This is a genomic window from Flavobacterium akiainvivens (assembly GCF_001278115.1).
Classification (GTDB): domain Bacteria; phylum Bacteroidota; class Bacteroidia; order Flavobacteriales; family Flavobacteriaceae; genus Flavobacterium; species Flavobacterium akiainvivens.
The window spans coordinates 693714-714361 of sequence record NZ_LIYD01000005.1; the positions used below are offsets into that span (position 1 = coordinate 693714).

The following is a 20648-nucleotide window of genomic DNA, read 5'->3' on the forward strand; positions in this document are numbered from 1 at the left end:
TCTATACAACGATTTAAAAAGGTGGAAAAGCGTTAGCGGTGATTGGGAAACATCATTCCGTGATTGGGATACTTTATGATATAGCCGCCTGTTTAATTTTATCACCTCAATAACGTAAAAGAAAAACAAGATGAAAATAACTGTAACAGGTTCACTGGGCAATGTGGGCCGGCCACTTGCTGAGCAACTAATAAGCGAAGGACATCAGGTAACGATTATTACCAGCACCCCGGACAGGGAAAACGAAATCAATAAGATTGGCGCAAGCGCAGCTGTGGGCTCCATTACAGATTTAGATTTTCTCATACGTGCCTTCTCGGGTGCAGACGCAGTTTTTACCATGACACCATCTGATGCATTCGACCCCGACATGATTTCCAATACGATTAAGACAGGTCACACCTATGCGGAGGCTATTACCGTGGCGCAAGTAAAAAAAGTTGTGATGCTAAGCAGCATCGGTGCAGATCTCCCTTCAGGCAACGGACCTGTAAAGGGTATACATCATATTGAAGAACGTTTCAGGCAGCTGGAAAATGTAGCGGTAACTTTTTTAAGGCCCGGTTTCTTCTATTATAATTATTTCAGGGATATTCCAATAATAAAGGAGTTCGGTATACTTGGCAGCAATTATCCCGCAGATGCAGTCTTGCCTCTCGTTCATCCTAAAGACATTGCCGCCGCTGCTGCTGAAGAGCTTACAAAGCCATCTGAAGGTAAAAATGTAAGGTACATTGTAAGTGACTTACAGGAGGTGGGTATTATTGCTTCCTTACTTGGGGTTGCTATTTCCAAACCGGAACTTTACTGGGTGGAATTTGCAGATAGCCAGCTACATGAGGCGTTGTTAAATGCAGGCCTGCCGGTGGAATCTGTTGAGGGTTATGTGGAAATGGGAAAAGGATTTGGCTCAGGACTTATAACCAAAGACTTTTATGCTTCAGGCACTCCGGTTACCGGAAAGATAAAACTCTCTGAGTTTTCCAAAGAATTTGCAGAGCGGTTTCATACTTCTTAATCTGCGAAATTCAAACCCTATGTGCATTGATTTGGAAAAGCTATAAGTGATTGGGTGGCATTACATAACATTATGCTGCTGGTCTTAACACAATAAATTAATAAATGTATAATTATGAAAACAACAAATTTGGGCAGCCAGGGTCTTATGGTACCTTCAATAGGTTTAGGCTGTATGAGTTTCGCAGGAAGTGAAACGCAAAATGTTTATGGCAAATCCAGCGAAGCGGACGGCATAAATGTTATTTCCCGGGCACTGGAACTGGGAAGCAATTTTCTTGATACGGCCGATGTATATGGCCCGCTAAGTAATGAGAGGTTGCTTGCGAAAGCGTTGAAGGGAAAACGTGAACAGGTAATCATTGCTACAAAATTTGGATTTGAAATCGATGACCAAACAGGGCTGGCTACAGGTCGAATCAGGGGTGATAAGGCCTACATAAAACATGCTGTTGAGCGCTCATTGAAGAATTTAAACACAGACTACATTGATCTTTATTATCAGCATCGCCTTGACCCCAATACACCTATTGAAGAGACTATGGAAGTACTGTCTGAACTTGTGAGGGAAGGGAAGATACGCTATATCGGGCTTTCGGAAGTTTCCGCTTCAACCATCAAACGGGCACATGCGGTGCACCCACTGACAGCTGTTCAGACGGAATATTCATTGTTTGAGCGCACACTGGATGAAAACGGTACAACTACTATCTTAAGCGAACTGGGCATAGGGCTGGTAGCATATTCGCCGCTGGGCCGGGGTTTTCTATCCGGTGAGTTGAAAAGCCCGGACGACTTTGGGGTGGATGATTCGCGCCGAGACCTGCCGAGATTCCAGGGTGAGAACTTTTATAAGAACCTTGAACTTGTGAAAGCGTTACAGGCCATTGCGGATGAAAAAGATATAACCGCATCGCAATTGGCACTTGCGTGGATTATTGCAAAAGGACATGTACCGATTCCAGGAACCAGACATGTTAAATATGCCGAACAGAATATTGGTGCAACAGACATTGTGGTTAGTTCCGGTGAAATGAACCGTATTGAGGCAATTATGCCGTTGGGAACGACACAGGTGGGTGCCCGCTACGAAGGATACATGCAATCAATAATTAACGAAGACTAAAGTTTAAAGGTGCCTGAGGACACCTTTATTTTTTGTAAATTTAATATCTGAATAGTAACATACCAATTCTTGACAGTGACCTAACTTCCCATTGATTGGGCTTTTAAGGCCAAAGGATCTTTGATACTATAAATTAGTATCTGTAACCCAACAACCGTACACCGGCACATTGTTTTTTTTTATTTCACACCGTGAAAATGAATTCCAAAAGTGAAATATTAAGCACTTTTAGTATCAGAAATGAAAGTGAATTCTGTAATTAAAAACATTTAAATGATCTGAATCCTGTCTGGTTAATTACTAATATCAAAACCAGAAGTTAAAACTTATATTTTATAAGATCATTAAAACAAAAAATCCCGAAATCGTAGTGATTTCGGGATTTTTGCTTGTGACACCGACAGGATTCAAACCTGTAACCTTCTGAGCCGTAATCAGATGCGCTATTCAGTTGCGCCACGGTGCCTTTTTGCTGTTAGGTTGTTGTTAATTCATAACCTGATTGCGGGTGCAAATATAGGCATTAATACGTATATTGCAAGCATAAACCCATAAAAATATAGAAAAAAATGACACTTAATCAGTATGTGCGTGACGTTCAGGATTTTCCGAAACCGGGAATTTTGTTTAAAGACATAACTCCGCTGCTTGCAAACCCTGCCGCAGTGCGCGAATGTATGGCTTTGCTTAAAAACCGGCTGGCTGAACGGAATATTGATAAGGTGGTAGGGGCAGAGAGCAGGGGCTTTTTCTTTGCTACACTGCTGGCTTATGAACTTAATGCGGGTTTTGTGCCTGTGCGTAAGCCTAAAAAGCTGCCCTACACAACGCTAAAAGCTACATATCAGCTTGAATATGGTACAGATACACTGGAAATACACATTGATGCTATTAAGCCCGGAGAACGCGTTGTAATACATGATGATGTACTTGCTACAGGTGGAACGGCTAAGGCTCTTTGCGAGTTAGTTGAAAAACTGGGAGGGGAAATTGTACAATGCAACTTTCTGATGGAGTTGTCTTTCCTTAAAGGACGTGAGAAATTACTACCTTATGAAGTATATGCTCCGCTGGTGTATTAGTCTACAGCACGGGTAATTACATAATATTTCCAGGCTATAACGGCCTTTTGCCATTTTGTAGCTTTTGCAAGGTCGAGCTGCTGTTTTGTGTAGTTGGGCAAGAGCCATTTATTAAGCTTTGCTAATAGTTTAAACATAGCATAAATTTTTGGTGTAACCCAAAATTACAAAAAAGGCTGCCTGAACAGCAGCCTTTTAAGAATATATTGTGCAATTATTTCATGCTTGAGGCTACCAGGCTACCATTCTTTTCGCCTATGTAAACACGGTCAATACCTGTAGATGATTCAAAAGCTCCTTTGGCTTTATTGCCATCTTTAGAAAGTTCAATCTTAATCTTAGTAATTTCTGCCTTGTTATTGCGTTTAACTCCTGAATATTTCATGGTTATTCCGTTCTTAGCCAACAGTTCAACATAAAAATCAAGGTCGGTATCGGTAGACAGTTTATTTATAATAAAACCGCTATTGCCGTCATTTGCTAACTTAAAACTGGTTTTGTTCCCGTCTCCATTATCTGTATTAGATATTTCAATGGCTCCCTGTGCTGACCATGACCTTGTCTTTATGGCCTGGGTTCCATTTTTTTCTTCAGAATCATACGATATACTCTTTACTACAACCGTTTGGTTATCAGATGTTATTGCCGGGTCATAGTTACCCATTACAATTTTAAAATCTTTCTTAGTAGTAATTTCTATTACACCATCTTTAGCGTCATTACCATATTTTTCAACTGCTTTGTCGTCTTTAAGAACCGTTATGGCTTCAATTTGATTAGGGTCTATAGTCCTGAAATCTGACTCATTAGCCTGCTTACCGTTGACTATATACAAGACTTTATTTTGCATCACTTTATTGTTTCGGTCAAACCATAAAGTATCTGCTTTTATAGCAATTGCATCGGTAACAATATTTTTTATAGGATTAGAAAAATGGATGTCCAATTCATTATTTGCATCGCGTTCTACATTAATTGTTAGGTCTTTTATAGGTTTCTTGCTTTTTTCTTCGTAAACCTTTTCCAGTCCATTGCCATTTATTGATACCTTGATATAGGTAATCTCATTACTTTTATTACGTTTTACATTATAATTTGCAGAGAGCTTAAAAGTGCCCGAAATAATGGCCATATTTTCTTTTAGGTGCTCATCTTTAGTATCTTTTGTAACGGTTACTTTAACACTCTGAATTATTGTGTCTTGTAGTGGCCCTACGGTCATGGTTGTATTAGCAGTTACTTTTTCCTTCGCTTCAGTTTTTACCTGGAAGAAAAACATAAAGGCCACCAAAAGAGGAAGTATTAAAGCATACTTAACCGAATTACTTTTTTTTGATTTTGGCTTATTAATCATTATGATGCGCTTTTTAATTAAAGGTTGGTAAAAATGGTTTGCTATAATGGTACCTTGTAGTTCAAGTGTCATTTTAAGTAATGTTCTTTGGTATGAAGTAACATCGTTAATATGTTTAATGGCTTCAGCATCAGCAATAAATTCAAGATTTTGTGATATTGCTTTTTTATAAAGCCAGGCAAAAGGGTTAAACCAAAAAGCCGTACAAAATAGCTGTACTATTAGTATATCAATACTGTGGTGCTGGCTGCTGTGTACCTTTTCATGGCTTATAATCCCCTGAAGCTCTTCGGGCTCAAGGCTGGCTGAGTTGTAAACTATATAATTAAAGAATGAAAAAGGCGATTTTGCAGCCTCAGAATCAATTATTTTAAACCTACCTAACCTTGTTGATACCCTTCCTTTAAAAAGGGTTAAAATCTTTTTAAAATCAATCAATAGTCTTAACAATAGTGTACCGGCAACCATGATGTATAATACAAGTGCGGACATCCACCACTCAAATTCAAATTGCGCCTCGGGTATGGGTGTTGTTTGAAAATCCGTGAAAGTTATAGCATTTACATTGCTTACAGGTTGAGGCTCAACCCAAACTGTTTTGGTAAATACAGCTAACGGCAGCAATACTGAAGTTATTAATCCTGTCAGTAGAAACCAACGGTTTGTCGCAAAAAAGGTTTCTTTGCGTAGTAACAGGTAGTAAGTGGCATAGAAAGCTACGGTGAGGCCACATACTTTAACTATGTATAGTAGTACATTTTCCATAATGTTCGGGTATTGGTTGGTTTGTAGGTGTTGGGGCAGCTGTTACCGCCGCTCCTGCATCAAACAATTAAATAACTAACTCTCAAATTAATGTTTTTCTTTGGCTTCTGCATTCTTTTTAGCTTCTGCTTTCCTTTTTAATTCTTCACGGCGTTTTATCATTTCAGCCTTCTTTTTCTCTTTTTCAGCTCTTATTTTTTCTACTTCGTTTCTCTTAGCCTCCAATACCTGCCTGTTGTCTTCAAGCCTGTTTTTAAGGTGGTTGCGTTGGCGTTCTACCTCCTCACGCATTTTTTCTGCTTTAAGGCGTTCTATGTCGCTTCCCTTCGAAAAATAAACTTTTTCAAGATCTACAAATGCCATAAGCTTTTGTTCTATTTCCTTTTGTTTTTCGGGTGTAAGGCCTTCAAAGCCATTTTCTCCAAAAGTTACGCCGTCAAAAATTTCAAAAGGAAATTTATCCATCAGGTCAGAATTAAGCAATCCCTTTGAGGTTTCTATATTCATTTTCTCTGAAATTGAGTTGAGTAAATCATCAGGTAACATGTATCCAAATGCAATATCGTCAGATAGTTGTGCTTTTGCAGGAGACGCTATAATTTCTATAACGCCTTTTTTACCTTCTTTGCCATATTTGCTTTTCCCTTCTTTATCATTAAGTGTTGTAATAGCCGTTACCTGATGTCCGGCAGGCAATTTTATTTCCTGGCCTTTGGCATATTTTACGCCATTTATTACAATGAGGGCATCACTATTACCAAAATTTAGCGCCACACGGTTACCCGATGTTATAATGGGCTGCGCTGTGCCATAAACAAGTGCAGGGCGATGTACAAATGCCTGTGGTGGGGCAGGGGTGTGGGTGTATGGATTAGCATTGAAGATTACAGTATCATTGTTATCATCCGAAGGATAAAAAGCAGCTATATCCTTTGGCGTTCCAAAATTTATAATATAGTCATTATTGCCTTTACTGTTAATTTCTATAGTGAAAGCTTTTATGGGCTTATTGCCTTTTAGCTCATAAACATTATCATTGTTTTTACCTTTAAAGGCTACTTTAATAGCAGTTATTTCGCTCTTGTCATTTCGCTTTATGTTGCTGAAAGCCACATCGGCATCAAACTCATCTTTAATGGTTCTCTTGCGCTCTTCGAGCTCACTGTCCTTAGTGTCTTTATCAATTTTTACAACCAGCCTGTCTTGTGTTGGGCTGTGTGTGATGAGTACATCAGCCTTTACAACATTTAGGGTTTCAGTTTCTTTTTCCTGTGCTACAACCTTTACCTGAAAGGCCAGCACAAAGGTAACCAGTGCCGGTAGCACAACGCCATACTTCCAGGAGCTACGGCTGCTTGATTTTTTTTTGTTTAACATAACGATACGTTTTTTGATTAATGATTGATAAAAATGATTGGTGATTGCAATGCATTCCGGCTGAAGGGTGATTTTCAGCAGGGTTTTTTGGTAGCCTACTGCGTCGGTTACCTTTTGAGCAGCGCCTGCATCGGCAATAAACTCAAGGTTTTGGGCTATAGCCTTTTTGTATAGCCATACAAACGGGTTAAACCACAGTATTACACAAAACAGCTGGCCTATAATCATATCAAGGCTGTGAAGCTGGCGGCTGTGTACTTTTTCATGCTCTAAAATGCTTTCAAGTTCTGTAGCAGTAAATGCAGCACTATTGTAAACTATATAATTAAAGAATGAAAAAGGTGATTGTACCTGTGGCGAATCAATTAGCCTGTACCGGCCGTGTTTTGTGGCCTTATGTGCCTTAAGCAGTTCCCTAATAAACGATACATCGGTTAAAAAGCGCGCTAAAAGAAGTAGTGCGCCTATTATATATACCGCGAGTGCTATATCCTGCCAGTTTATTTGTGTTTCCGCTTGTACAATTTGCGCATGGGCTAATGCCGCATGTTGTTGTAATGCGTTAATATTGTTTGTATTAAGATCCTGAGCGTTTATAATAAGTGTTGTAACCGGTTTAGCTTCTATCCATACCACTTTTGTATAGGTTACCATCGGAAGCAGTGCGGCTGTTATCAGACCCGCCAGTAAAAACCAACGGTTGGGATTAAAAAAGGTCTCCTTTTTAAGCAAAAGCCAGTAAGCAACATAAAATAAGGCTATAAGGCCGGATGTTTTTGCCAGGTACAGAAACGCGTCCATATTATTTCTTTTTTTCTATCATATCTAAAATTTCACGAAGCTCTTCGGCAGATATTTTCTCTTCTTTGGCAAAAAAAGAAATCATACTTTTATAAGAATTGTTAAAGTAATTCTCTATAGCATTGCTCATAAAGCCCTTGCGGTAATCTTCTTTAGTTACTACCGGAAAATATTGATGTGTATTACCATAGGCATTATGGCCTACATAGCCTTTTTCTTCAAGGTTGCGAATGATTGTACTGAGGGTGTTATAATGTGGCTTATCATCTTTTACCTCGTTAAGCACATCTTTTACAAAAGCTTTTTCCAGCTTCCATAGTATGTGCATTATTTCTTCTTCTTTATTAGTTAACTTTTGCATGATGTTTATATTTTGGTTTACCAAAGCTAAAACTAAATTTTTAGTTTCACAACTGTTTTTATAGTTAAACAACGAAACAGTTAGTTTGTTTAGTATATTGATACTCTAAAATAATAATTTTTTATTTGGTTTTTAAATATAAGCGTTTGTTTATTAAGGTGTTATTTTAGCCCGTAGACACTTAATATATAATGTTATTTTTTATTCATTACTTTTGCCAAAATTGAAATACATGAAAAATATTTTTATAATAGTGGCTCTCGCATGCTTATCTTACGGATATGCACAAGATTGTAGCGAGATGGCTTCAAAAGAAGCGCAGGATAAACTTAATAAAGAATATGCCGACCCTAAAACAACGCCACTTACAAAGGCAGACCAAAAGACTTTTAAATCGCTTGACTTCTACCCGGTAGACCTTCAGTATTGTGTTACCGCTAAATTTAAACGTACTCCGGATGAAAAACCGTTTTATATGGCCACAACTACCGGCCGTAAAGCGCGCTATGTAAAATATGGGGAAGTTAGCTTTACAATAGCCGGAAAGCAGCATAAGCTGGATATTTTTCAAAGTCCGGACCTCTCAAGACTTGAAGAATATAAAGACTATCTTTTCCTGCCATTTAGGGATGATACAAACGGGGAAGGTAGTTATGAAGGTGGCCGCTATGTTGATTTAAAGATACCTGTGGGAGATACTATACAAATAGATTTTAATAAAGCATATAATCCGTATTGTGCTTACAACCATGATTATTCGTGCCCAATACCTCCATCTCAAAACAGCCTTGATGCAGTTATTAAAGCAGGTGTGAAGGAGTATATGAAATAGTTTGCAGTCGCAAGTTTAGAGATAAAAAAATCCGCTTAAATTTTAAGCGGATTTTTTATATGATGCTACCTGTAAACTGCGACTTGAAACCTAATAAAGCTCAGGGAACTCTTCAGGTTTAGCCTCATACATTATGCTGTATACCTTTTCAAAAATATCTTCTACTGATGGTTTACTAAAGTAATCGCCATCAGTACCATAAGCAGGACGGTGTTCTTTAGCAGCAAGTGTTTCAGGCTTGCTGTCAAGATATTTGTATGCACCCTGAACATCTATCACTTGTTGCAGTATGTATGCCGATGCCCCGCCGGGAACATCTTCATCAATAACCAGTAACCTGTTTGTCTTAGCCACACTTTTTGCAATATCATGATTAATGTCAAATGGCAGTAGCGATTGTATGTCTATAATTTCGGCGTCAATACCCACCTCAAGCAATTCTTTAGCGGCTTGTTCCACAAGACGTAGGGTAGAGCCGTATGAAACAAGGGTAATATCCTTTCCTTCTTTAAGGGTTTCTGTAACACCAATAGGAGTTTTAAATTCGCCCAGGTTGGCCGGCATTTTTTCTTTAAGTCGATAACCGTTAAGACATTCTACTACCAGTGCAGGCTCATCGCTTTCCATAAGGGTGTTGTAAAAACCTGCTGCCTTGGTCATATTTCTTGGTACCAATACATTAATACCGCGCAGGGCATTTATAATCATCCCCATAGGCGAGCCAGAGTGCCATATGCCTTCAAGCCTGTGTCCACGCGTGCGAATGATAAGCGGCGCTTTTTGCCTGCCTGCTGTACGGTAATGCAGGGTTGCAAGGTCATCGCTCATTATCTGCAATGCATATAGCAGGTAATCAAGATATTGAATTTCTGCAATAGGGCGCAGGCCACGCATGGCCATGCCAATACCCTGTCCTAAAATAGTAGCTTCACGGATACCGGCATCGCACACACGGAAATCGCCGTATTTTTCCTGCATACCCTCAAGGCCCTGGTTAACATCGCCTATATTGCCGCAATCTTCGCCAAAAACAAGTGCTTCAGGATATTTGGTAAACAGAGCATCAAAGTTATTACGCATTACCATACGGCCATCTGCGTCCTCTGTGCTTTCGTTGTACTGAGGGGCAACTTCCTGTATATTAAAAATATTCCTGTCGCTTTGAGAGTGCAGGTGTGAGCTATATTTAGGCTGAATATCTTCGGTATAGTTTTTGATCCATGCACTAAGGGCATGCCTGCCACTTTCTTTAATAACAAGGCGCAACACCTTGCGTGCAGCTATAAGCAGGTCTTTGCGTTGCGGCTCTTTTAAACCTGATAGTTCGGCTACATACTTTTCAATAAACACACCATTATCACTAGCAGAAGCAATGTTTTTAAGTAGCGCTGTAAGCTCATCGCGTTCAGCCTTAATAGGGTTAAGATACGCGTTCCACGCATTTTTCTTACCTTCAAGTACATCAGCTTTTGCCTGCTTGTCAATGGCATCAATTTCTTCCTGTGTAGCCAAATTGTTTTCTATAACCCATTTACGCATTTGGGTAATACAGTCAAATTCAGCCTCCCAGGCAAGGCGGTCGGCATTTTTATAGCGCTCGTGTGATCCTGAAGTAGAGTGGCCCTGTGGCTGTGTAAGCTGGTATATATGCATTAGTACCGGTACGTGTTCTTCGCGGGCTATTTTAGAGGCTTTTTCATAAGCAGCAACAAGTTCCGGGTAGTCCCATCCTTTTACGCGTATTATTTCATAACCATTGCTATTCTCATCGCGCTGGAAACCTTTAAGTATTTCGCTTATATTTTCTTTGGTAGTCTGGTAGCGCGCGTGTACAGAGATACCGTAATCGTCATCCCAAACGCTCATTACCATAGGCACCTGTAGTACACCGGCGGCATTTATGGTTTCAAAGAATAAGCCTTCGCTGGTGCTGGCATTGCCAATGGTACCCCAGGCTACCTCGTTACCATTTTCAGAGAAGTTTGTGGTATCTATACCACGCACATTCCTATATATTTTGCTTGCCTGTGCCAAGCCCAAGAGGCGGGGCATTTGCCCGGCAGTAGGCGATATATCTGAACTTGAATTTTTTTGTTGTGTAAGGTTTTTCCATTTGCCGTTTTCGTCAAGGCTGTGTGTGGCAAAATGCCCACCCATTTGTCGGCCTGCACTCATCGGGTCGTGCTCTAATGATGCATGCCCGTATAACCCTGCAAAGAATTGCTCAATGGATAACTCGCCAATGGCCATCATAAAGGTTTGGTCACGATAATAACCCGACCGAAAATCACCGTTTTTAAACGCTTTAGCCATAGCCAACTGTGGTACTTCTTTACCATCGCCAAAAATACCAAACTTGGCTTTACCTGTAAGCACTTCGCGACGGCCTAAAAGGCTGCATTCGCGGCTTGTTATGGCAATTTTATAATCGTTAAGTACCTGGGCTTTAAAATCTGTAAAAGACAGGGCCTGTTTTATTTCTGTACTTGTCATAAGCTAAGTGTGTTGTGTAAATACAAATTTAAACAAAACTGCGACATATCATAATATCATGACGTAAATTTAAATTGCATTTTTATCAGCAAAATAAAATTTAGCCTATATCTATGTAAAATATGATTAACGATTGTGTTGAAAAAATGCGTTTTGTGTATTTTTTATTCAAAATTTTTAATTTGACAACGGTCCGGCAGATATGTGCAGAACAGGCATAAATTATATGAGGGTTTTAAAGCCTAAATAAAATATTTGACGATTGGTCTATAATTAAAACCACCTCCTGGTAAACAATCCTAATAGTGTACTCGGGGCAATGGTTACTACAAACCTTATTTTTTCGCTGTAATTGCCATTACCCGGTTCAAATCCGTTACTTGAATATACAGGGAAGTAAAGCTCAAAATAATCTGTGACCAGATTGAGTCGTATACCACTGTCATAAACAAACTTTGTGCCTTCATATTTGTTGCTTAACAGGCCTGCATCGCCATAAAGCTCAATCCAGTTCCATACATTAAAACTGGTGTTTATAGTGGTCATCCACTGGTTGGCAAAGCGGGTATCAAGCTTAGATTTAAAACCGCCTTCGGCCATAATAAATTGTTGGCTGAATAAACCTGTTTCTTCACTACGCCCATAGTAATTATAGTCGAAAAGATAGTCAGTAGGACGGTCAAGGCCGAAACTAAAAAACTCAGACTGCGTGCTGCGGTACATAAACATACCGGCAAATACACGTATGTTTACCTGCCTGTTATCATTAAACAGTCGGCGAAACTGAAATTCGCCCGATAGTTTACCAAAAGCATTGGCTATTTGTACATCGCTGTAAAAATTATAATGCTTTGTAATTTCTGAATCTGATTTGGCATAGCGGGCATTGAATACGGAATAGCTTTCGTTTTGTTGTTGCGTAGCTACAAACGCCGATTTTTCTCGCTCTACCATTATTTGACGTAGCGTTACGGTTTCACGTTTGTTTTTGCGTAGGTTTTCATCACGGAAACGGAACTGTACTGATGGCACAAACTTGCGATAGCTGGCATCTGGCGTATAATGATAAGTAGAACCAGAAAGATAATACCTGATGTTAAAAGGCCCCTCTTCATTATCGCGAAGGTATTGGTTATACATTAATGAAAAACCACCTATTAGCTCACCGGTATTCATGGAATAGGTAGGAGTTACCTCATATATAAAAGGTTTTTCGAGCATTGACTTATTATGGAATCTTATACCTTGGGAAAATCCATCATAGAGATTATAAATAAAATTGGGCACATAAAACATTTGGTTGTATGCCGGGTTTTCTAAATCCTGAAAGAATGTGAGTTTTACCGGCCTGTTGTTTGGAAAGAACTTATCAATCCGGTAATAATTGTTGCGCTGGTTGTATTCCGGTACTATATTTTCATGGTTCAATACAAGTTTAGTGGCATTAAGGCGTGGCAGGTTTACAACGGTGTCTTTCTCAAACCCATCTATCCAGTATTTAAATACAGTTCCTGACTTATTTATACCGTAAAGCGGAATAGGAGCTTTAGTACCTGTTACGTTTTTGATTTCTACAGTAAGTGAATCCGTATCTTCTTTTATAGTACCAAAACGATAGTCTATTAAATCCCGGGAGTTTACCGTTGAATTAAAGAACCAGCTTACATCTTTATGGGTTTTTGATTGTAGTATGTTTTGCAGGTCCTGACGGTTTGTTTGGTTTTGAGATGTATTTAGGCTATAAAATTCGCGAAGTGACTGTAATCCGGTATCATTGCCTAAGTATTCATTAAGATAATTGTAGCTTATACCTGCTTTGTATTTTCCGGCTATCTGTTCATTAAATTTTATGAAAGTGCTTTTTGGATTGCCAATGGGCTGGTCGCTATTTCGGCGTGCCATAAGCAATGCAAAATTGTTATATTGCTCGTTAAACGGTATTTCAAACAGGTGGTGGCTTTTTAGTAACCACCAGTAACCAAGGGCGCCCATCATTTTTTGTTCAGGATAGTACTGTTTGATATAATTTATCATAAGCTGTACCTGTATCGCATCATATACCCAGTTGTCTTTTCGTGGATCAAGTTTCAGGGTATTTTTAAGGTAGGCATTTAAGTAGGTTTTCAGGAAACGTACCTCATACATAAACGAGTCAGGAAATGGGCTAATAAAGGCTGGGAGTTGATTAAGGCCATATACGGGATTACGTTCATAATCAGCCTGCGTAACCATTATTTTTCCAAGAGGGTAGGTGCCCAGGTTTTCTGAAACGAAATTTACAACCTGGTTTATAGTTGCGGCACGTTGTATTTCAATTACACGGTTGTTTTTAAGGTTACACAATACTTCTGCCTGCGGAAACCTGAACGTTTCGAATGTGTTGACTGCCTGTATAGAAAGATTAAACCCTGTGCGTGCTTTTCCGCTAAAATAATATTCGATAGTGTTTCCGTTTGGTACCTTATTACCTTCATAAAGGTCGCTCCAGACAAATGCACCATTAGACACATTTAGTGTAATGTTATAATCGCAGACGGCATTTGCAATATCATCAAGATTTTCATTGCTGTTTGTTATGAAATTACCATCTTCTAAACGGGCAGGGGTAAGATACCAGTCACGCAGTGTAAAAGTGCCTGTTTTGGCGTCATATCCAAAATGCGTAAACCTGTCTGCGGGAATTTTTATACTGTAACTAAATTTGAGTGTAATACTTTCGTTGGGTGTCAGTACAGAATGGAGCTTTACATCTACAATATCAGGATGATTAGCAGGACGAGACCATTGTAGTGTATTACCATTAGCTGTAGCCAACTGTATAAGGGTAAATCCGCGCTCGCTGTCTTTGGCAAGGTGGAAAGCCTTTAGAAATTCATCTGTAAAACGGCGGGCGAGGGGAGAGTCTTTACTACTGTAGGCATTGTTCCAATCATTTAAAACAATATGGTTAAGGGGTGTATCTCCCGTATTGCGGAATATTATTTCCTGCTGCACAACAATGGTTTGCTGCGCATAATCTACCGTAGCTGTAATAGTATTAGTGTGCTGGGCCTGCCCAACGCCGCATAAAAACAGCAGCAATAAAAACGTAATTCTTAATTTCAATGCCTGCTATGGTTTATTTTATACTTAGCGTTGGTTGTTTTCATCCAAATATATGATACAAAATTGTATTAAAGGTTGCTTTTTAAAAGCAATTATGGATGATTTGCCCCTGCCTTTAGGCAGGGGGTATTTAAAAGTTAGGGCTAAGGCTGTATTTTTTGTAGAATTTATCAATAATTTCCACTACTTCATCGGCAGTGTCAACCAATTTAACCAGGTTAAGGTCTTCAGGGCTTGCGTTGTGGTATCTTTCTATCATTACGGTTTTAATCCAATCCATAAGGCCACCCCAGAATTCTGTACCCACCAATATAATTGGAAAACGGGCTATCTTCTTGGTTTGGATGAGTGTAACGGCTTCAAACATTTCATCCAGTGTACCAAAGCCGCCGGGCATTACCACAAAACCTTGTGAGTATTTTACAAACATGGTTTTACGCACAAAAAAGTAATCGAAGTTTAAGTTGAAATTATGGCTGATGTATGGGTTAAAGTGCTGTTCAAAAGGCAGTTCTATATTAAGCCCTACAGACGGTGCCGTGCCACGGCTTGCACCTTTGTTACCGGCCTCCATTATACCCGGCCCTCCACCTGTAATAACACCATAGCCCGAGTTGGCTATTTTTTCGGCAATCTCTTCAGTAAGCAGGTAGTATTTATCATCGGGTTTAGTGCGTGCAGAACCAAATATTGATACACACGGGCCTATTTTAGCCATGGTTTCAAATCCATTCACAAATTCGGACATTATTTTGAATATGGCCCAAGAGTCATTACTCCTTATTTCGTTCCAGGGTTTTTGTGTAAGCCCCGCCTGTATGCGTTCGTCTTCGTTATTATATGTTTCTTTAGACATTTTCAGTATTTTTTAATTATAGCTTGCCACAATTTAGCATTAGATTTATTAGTGGCAAAAAGCATAGCCTGCTAATATAGGCTTTTTTTAAAGTTCTTTTTTAAGGAATTTGGCAGTATAGCTCTTTTTGTCTTTAGCTACCTGTTCCGGCGTGCCTTTTGCTACCACCTGCCCGCCGCCTTTACCGCCCTCATATCCTATATCTATAATGTAGTCGGCAAGCTTTACCACATCAAGGTTATGTTCTATAATAAGTACAGTATTACCTTTATCTACCAGCTTGTTAATTACCTCCATAAGTACACGGATGTCTTCAAAATGCAGACCTGTAGTAGGTTCATCCAGTATATAGAAAGTATTACCTGTATCTTTTTTAGAAAGTTCGCTTGCAAGTTTAATACGCTGTGCCTCACCACCGCTAAGGGTAGTGCTCTGTTGGCCTAATGTGATGTAACCAAGACCTACATCCTGTATGGTTTTTATCTTGCGGTATATTTTTGGGATGTTCTCAAAAAACGGAACGGCCTCATCAACAGTCATATCAAGTACATCGCTTATTGACTTGCCTTTGTAGCGAATTTCCAGCGTTTCGCGGTTAAAGCGCTTGCCCTGGCAGGTTTCGCACTCTACATATACGTCAGGCAGGAATGCCATTTCAATTACACGCATACCACTACCCTCGCAGGTTTCACAACGGCCACCGCTTACATTAAAGCTAAAGCGTCCCGGTTTGTAACCGCGAATCATGGCTTCAGGTGTTTGGGTAAACAGACTACGTATTTCGCTAAATACCTCGGTATACGTGGCCGGATTAGAGCGAGGCGTGCGGCCTATTGGGCTTTGGTCGATATCTATAACCTTGTCGATGTGCTCAAGGCCATCAATTTTTTTGTACGGTGCCGGTTTCTTGACCCCGTTAAAGAAATGCGCATTTAAAATAGGGTAGAGCGTACCATTAATAAGCGTACTTTTGCCACTACCCGAAACGCCGGTTACACATATCATTTTTCCTAAAGGAAACTCTACCGAAACATTCTTAAGGTTGTTGCCGGTAGCGCCGGTTAATTTAAGGGTCTTGCCATTGCCCTCGCGGCGTTGTTTGGGTACAGCAATTTCTTTTTCGCCGTTAAGATACGCTGCAGTTAACGTGTGTTCTTTCAGAAGCTCTTCCGGCGTACCCTTGCTTACTATTTGTCCGCCGAAACGACCGGCTGCCGGACCTATGTCTATTACATAATCGGCGCGCTCTATCATGTCTTTGTCGTGTTCTACCACTATTACTGAGTTACCTATATCGCGCAGGGCCTCAAGGGAATGTATCAGTTTTTCGTTATCGCGTTGATGCAGGCCTATAGAGGGTTCATCAAGAATATATAGTACGCCCACAAGCTGCGAACCTATTTGCGTGGCCAGCCTGATGCGCTGTGCCTCGCCGCCACTCAGTGTACCTGAGCTACGGTTTAGCGACAGGTAATTTAAGCCCACATCAACCAGAAAGCTAAGGCGTGCTTTGATTTCTTTTACAATTTCGGCAGCTATAACTTTTTGCTTGTCGGATAAATTTTCGTGCAGGTTTTCAAACCAACCGGCCAGGTCAGAAATATCCATAGCCGAAAGTTCGGCAATGTTAAGGCCGTTTACCTTAAAGTAAAGCGATTCTTTTTTAAGACGTGTACCGTTGCACTCAGGGCACGGAATCTCATCCATAAAATCTTTGGCCCAGCGTTTTAATGATGCCGAAGCTTCTTCGCTGTATTGGTTTTTTATGAAGTTGGAAATACCCTCAAAATCAATCTTGTATTCGCGGTTAACGCCAAGCGTTTTACTGTTTATGGTGAACTTGTCTTTACCGCCGTTGAGAATCATCTCCATAGCCTCAGCCGGAATCTTTTCAATCGGGTCAGTAATTTTAAATTCAAACTTTTCGCCAATAGCCTCCAGCTGCTTAAAAATCCATGAGTTTTTATATTCTCCAAGTGGAACAAAACCGCCCTGTTTTATACTCAGTTTAGGGTTGGGGATGATTTTCCTGACATTAATTTCATTCACTGTGCCCAGGCCGTTGCAATGCGGGCAAGCACCCTTGGGCGAGTTAAACGAAAAGTTATTTGGCTCAGGGTTAGGGTAAGATATGCCACTGCTGGGGCACATAAGGTTACGGCTGTAGTAGCGCACCTCCTGGCTTTCCTGCTCAATAACCATCATTACATCTTCGCCATGGTACATGGCGGTGCGTATGCTATCGGCCAAACGTTTATCGGTATCTTCGCTCATATCTACAGCCATACGGTCTACAACGGTCTCAATGTCGTGCACCTTGTAGCGGTCTAGCTTCATGCCGCTTTCAATGTCTTTTATTTCGCCGTCTACGCGTACTTTTAAAAAGCCCTGCTTGCTGATTTGCTCAAACAGTTCGCGATAGTGCCCTTTTCTTGAACGGATTATGGGAGCGAGTATGTTGATGCGCTTACCATTAAATTTTTCTTTTATCAGGTCTTTTATCTGCTCGTCACTATAACTTACCATTTTTTCGCCGGTTACGTAACTGTAGGCATCGGCACCACGGGCGTACAGCAGGCGTAGGAAATCGTAAATTTCGGTAATAGTACCTACAGTAGAGCGGGGGCTCTTACTGGTGGTTTTCTGTTCGATCGCAATAACGGGAGAGAGGCCGTCTATCTTGTCTACATCTGGTCTTTCGAGCCCGCCAAGGAACTGACGCGCATAAGCCGAGAAGGTTTCTATATAGCGGCGCTGGCCCTCGGCATAAATGGTGTCAAACGCTAAACTGGACTTACCCGAACCTGAAAGCCCGGTTATAACCACAAGCTTTTCGCGGGGTATGGTAACGTCTATATTTTTAAGGTTGTGGGCGCGTGCGCCAAGCACTTCAATCGTTTCGTCGGTATTCAGCATATTGAGTTTTGTGCAAAACGCAAAGGTACTGAATTTTGGGGAGATTTTAGGGTTACGGTTGTGGTAAGGGAGTGTTAAACTGAAATTTAAAGTTATTCATAAAATATTTATTTTTAACAAATAAATTAAATAACAGATGCACAATGTAATTTTAGTTAATTTAACTTGGAATCCTTTCGGATGGAAAAATAACACCTACATTAATCCCAAAGCTGGACACAGTTATGCGAGAAATAATGTAGGTGGGGAGTCAACAAATTTTGATTTCAACAAAGATCCTGATGATTCCCAAATTTGGGGATATGCCCAATGGACACATCCTCCCAAAAAGTTTATTAATGGGGGATTAATAATTTTTTATACAAGAAATACTGAACTCAAAAAAGGGCAGATTGTAGGGGTTTATGGTGGTGGTAACATATATGAGGGTGGAGTTATCAAAGAAGAGCATTTGCATAAAGTTGCTCACGGAAGTAATATTGATGGAGACAAGGATTTATCCTTGTTATTTCCCATACCTATAGATGCCAATCATTTTAAAAGTCATCCCAGTGAGAGGATAGTTGGCCAAATTGGTTTTACATATAAGGATCATAGTTTCGCAGAAAAAGTATTGAGGTATGAACTTGATGAAATATTAAAGTCAGGTGGTTATATTGAAGAATATAAAAAATTACAGAATGTATATGAAATATATACAGGAAAAAAAATCTTAAAACCGTTCTATACACAAGATGAAAAAGAGCAAAATGAACTGACCGTTATCTATAAGAATTTATCAAAAGAAAAATTGTTAGATTATATTAGAGATATAAAAATGGATGATTCATTATTAGTTATTGTTAAAAATAAATTTTATAAAAGAAATAATAGAACATTAGCTTTAATTAAAATACTAAGAGATTATAAATGTCAGATATGCTCTACATCAATTTTAAAAAAAGATGGCATGAAATACATTGAAGCAGCTCATATAAAAGCGAAACACAAAAAAGGACTTGAGACTCCAAATAACATTATTTTACTATGTCCTAATCATCATAAAGAATTTGATTTAGGCGATTTGATAATCAATGAGCATACTTATGACAAAATAAATTTTGATCTTAATGGAATTAATTATGAATTGAATTTGGAGTACTAAATATTATCCCTTTCTAAAACTTTGCGACAGCTAAAAAACCACCCCGCCCTGCGGGGCAGAGGAATGCTACTCATACTCAAGAAAAATCCGCGTTAATCCGCTCAATCCGCGTCATCCGTGTTCCATTCCTCATAAACTGTTAAAACCACAGGCTTTTCCTATATTCTAAAGGAATGTTAAGCTGTGTTGGTAACTGCTTGTAAATTAGATATATAAAAACCTTATTTATAAACAATCTATTTTCAAATTACTCAAAATCAATTATTTAGAATTCTTCTAACATTTATTGTCCGTAATTTTGTCTTGTAAATAATTAATAACGGAAGTTCAACACTAAAAATAAATGTTATGGATATTAAATTAGCAAGCTGCTGCGGTAACTGCGACCACCACGTAAAAGGCCAATTGTGTAATGTACACGAAATTGTAACTGCCGAAACACAAGGATGTGAATCTTATGAATTCCGTGCTGTACTTAGCCGCGAGTCTGACTGCCTTAAATGTGCAAAATTCCAGACTAATAACTGTGCACACCCTAACAAAGCCAGCGAAGGCATGATGTGTACTGTATTTTATCCAAGAATTGTGGCATAACTGTAGTTTAACTACAGATTGTAGGTATTTTAAATATTATAAAAGGGTTTGGAACTTTATGTTACCAAACCCTTTCTTTTTATAATAGATGTGGTTAAATCCTGAAATATAACTACTTTAACACTAAAAGGCATGGCTTTTGTAACTTAGCGGGCATGAAGATACTGCAACACACCCTGTTACTTGTTTTTGGAATTGCATTACTGTCTTGCAAAGATGAAATTAAACCACAGCCTGTGCCTGCGCAACCACTTGCAGTTAAAGCCGATACTGCGGTTGCCTTGCGCGACTCTGTAGTAGCATTTGCCAAGAAATATATGGGGATTAAATATTGCTATGCATCGGCTGACCCTAAAAAGGGGTTTGACTGTTCAGGTTTTGTAAATTATGTGTATAAGCATTTTAATATAGACCTGCCACGCAGCTCATCGGGCTTTAAAAGCCTGGGAAAACCACTCAAGCCAGCCGACTTTAAAGTGGGTGATGTACTGGTGTTTTATGGCTACCGTGATAAAAACCATATAGGCCATGTGGGTATTGTATGTGAGGCAAATGGCATGCAGTCTAAATTTATACATGCTTCATCGGGCAGTGAAATGGCTGTAACCATTAGCGAGCTGGGCAGCGATATGTATACCCGCAGGTTTTATAAATGTGTTAATCCGTTTACACTATAGTTTCTGTTGAGGGTTGATAGGTTCGGAGTTGCTTTAAAAGTTGACATCCTAAAATAATAGAGGCCAGACATTTGTGTCTGACCTCTATTTATTTATTACTGTTTACAACTGTAAAACAACTCCCAACTTATAACCTTTTCAACCTGTA

General features: G+C 39.5%; 15 protein-coding genes and 1 tRNA gene. 7 read left to right on the forward strand and 9 right to left on the reverse strand.

The window, feature by feature from the left end; genetic code table 11:
* The first annotated feature begins 130 nt into the window (after positions 1-130).
* Together AM279_RS03120 and AM279_RS03125 are read left to right on the forward strand one after the other, a co-directional pair.
* Positions 131-1018, forward strand: a complete 888-nt coding sequence (locus tag AM279_RS03120) for an NAD(P)H-binding protein (protein WP_054406204.1) — start codon at positions 131-133, stop codon at positions 1016-1018.
* A 114-nt stretch (positions 1019-1132) separates the two neighbouring features.
* Complete coding sequence (locus AM279_RS03125) at positions 1133-2143, forward strand: aldo/keto reductase (protein WP_054406205.1); 1011 nt, start codon at positions 1133-1135, stop codon at positions 2141-2143.
* 392 nt (positions 2144-2535) lie between these two features.
* Here AM279_RS03125 and AM279_RS03130 read toward each other — a convergent pair.
* Positions 2536-2609: transfer RNA gene (locus AM279_RS03130), tRNA-Arg, on the reverse strand.
* A gap of 103 nt (positions 2610-2712) precedes the next feature.
* Between AM279_RS03130 and AM279_RS03135 the strand changes: the two genes are divergently transcribed.
* Positions 2713-3225, forward strand: coding sequence for an adenine phosphoribosyltransferase (locus AM279_RS03135; protein WP_054406206.1), 513 nt, complete (start codon positions 2713-2715; stop codon positions 3223-3225).
* On the opposite strand, the gene AM279_RS03140 is transcribed toward AM279_RS03135, so the two are convergent.
* From AM279_RS03140 to AM279_RS03155, 4 genes are all read right to left on the reverse strand, one after another.
* Positions 3222-3362: a hypothetical protein gene (locus AM279_RS03140; protein WP_054406207.1), complete on the reverse strand. Its 141-nt coding sequence runs from the start codon at positions 3360-3362 to the stop codon at positions 3222-3224. The two genes, AM279_RS03135 and AM279_RS03140, sit on opposite strands and share 4 nt — an antisense overlap.
* 77 nt (positions 3363-3439) lie before the next feature.
* On the reverse strand, positions 3440-5344 hold the full coding sequence (locus AM279_RS03145) for a M56 family metallopeptidase (RefSeq protein ID WP_082344171.1): 1905 nt from the start codon (positions 5342-5344) through the stop codon (positions 3440-3442).
* A gap of 87 nt (positions 5345-5431) precedes the next feature.
* Positions 5432-7522 (reverse strand): M56 family metallopeptidase, encoded by a 2091-nt coding sequence (locus AM279_RS03150; protein ID WP_054406209.1) that lies wholly within the window; start codon positions 7520-7522, stop codon positions 5432-5434.
* Between the two features lies 1 nt (position 7523).
* The gene (locus AM279_RS03155; RefSeq protein WP_054410087.1) at positions 7524-7883 is read right to left on the reverse strand and encodes a BlaI/MecI/CopY family transcriptional regulator; all 360 of its coding nucleotides are present in this window, start codon (positions 7881-7883) and stop codon (positions 7524-7526) included.
* 232 nt (positions 7884-8115) lie between these two features.
* On the opposite strand from AM279_RS03155, the gene AM279_RS03160 reads away from it, so the two are divergent.
* Positions 8116-8715, forward strand: a complete 600-nt coding sequence (locus AM279_RS03160) for a DUF1684 domain-containing protein (protein ID WP_143090375.1) — start codon at positions 8116-8118, stop codon at positions 8713-8715.
* A gap of 90 nt (positions 8716-8805) precedes the next feature.
* On the opposite strand, the gene AM279_RS03165 is transcribed toward AM279_RS03160, so the two are convergent.
* The 4 genes from AM279_RS03165 to uvrA form a co-directional block, all read right to left on the reverse strand.
* Positions 8806-11208 carry an alpha-ketoacid dehydrogenase subunit alpha/beta gene (locus AM279_RS03165; RefSeq protein ID WP_054406210.1) on the reverse strand — a complete coding sequence of 801 codons (2403 nt, stop codon included), beginning with the start codon at positions 11206-11208 and terminating at the stop codon, positions 8806-8808.
* A 273-nt stretch (positions 11209-11481) separates the two neighbouring features.
* Positions 11482-14313 (reverse strand): aminopeptidase, encoded by a 2832-nt coding sequence (locus tag AM279_RS03170; protein ID WP_236688484.1) that lies wholly within the window; start codon positions 14311-14313, stop codon positions 11482-11484.
* Positions 14314-14443: 130 nt separating this feature from the next.
* Positions 14444-15169 carry an LOG family protein gene (locus AM279_RS03175; protein ID WP_054406211.1) on the reverse strand — a complete coding sequence of 242 codons (726 nt, stop codon included), beginning with the start codon at positions 15167-15169 and terminating at the stop codon, positions 14444-14446.
* An 87-nt stretch (positions 15170-15256) separates the two neighbouring features.
* On the reverse strand, positions 15257-18085 hold the full coding sequence (uvrA, locus tag AM279_RS03180; RefSeq protein ID WP_054406212.1) for an excinuclease ABC subunit UvrA: 2829 nt from the start codon (positions 18083-18085) through the stop codon (positions 15257-15259).
* Between the two features lie 136 nt (positions 18086-18221).
* On the opposite strand from uvrA, the gene AM279_RS03185 reads away from it, so the two are divergent.
* The 3 genes from AM279_RS03185 (at position 18222) to AM279_RS03195 (ending at position 20500) form a co-directional block, all read left to right on the forward strand.
* On the forward strand, positions 18222-19229 hold the full coding sequence (locus AM279_RS03185; protein ID WP_054406213.1) for an HNH endonuclease: 1008 nt from the start codon (positions 18222-18224) through the stop codon (positions 19227-19229).
* 348 nt (positions 19230-19577) lie between these two features.
* Positions 19578-19823 carry a hypothetical protein gene (locus tag AM279_RS03190; RefSeq protein WP_054406214.1) on the forward strand — a complete coding sequence of 82 codons (246 nt, stop codon included), beginning with the start codon at positions 19578-19580 and terminating at the stop codon, positions 19821-19823.
* Between the two features lie 155 nt (positions 19824-19978).
* Entirely contained in the window at positions 19979-20500 is a 522-nt protein-coding gene (locus tag AM279_RS03195) for a C40 family peptidase (RefSeq protein ID WP_054406215.1), read from the forward strand.
* Positions 20501-20648: the final 148 nt, after the last annotated feature.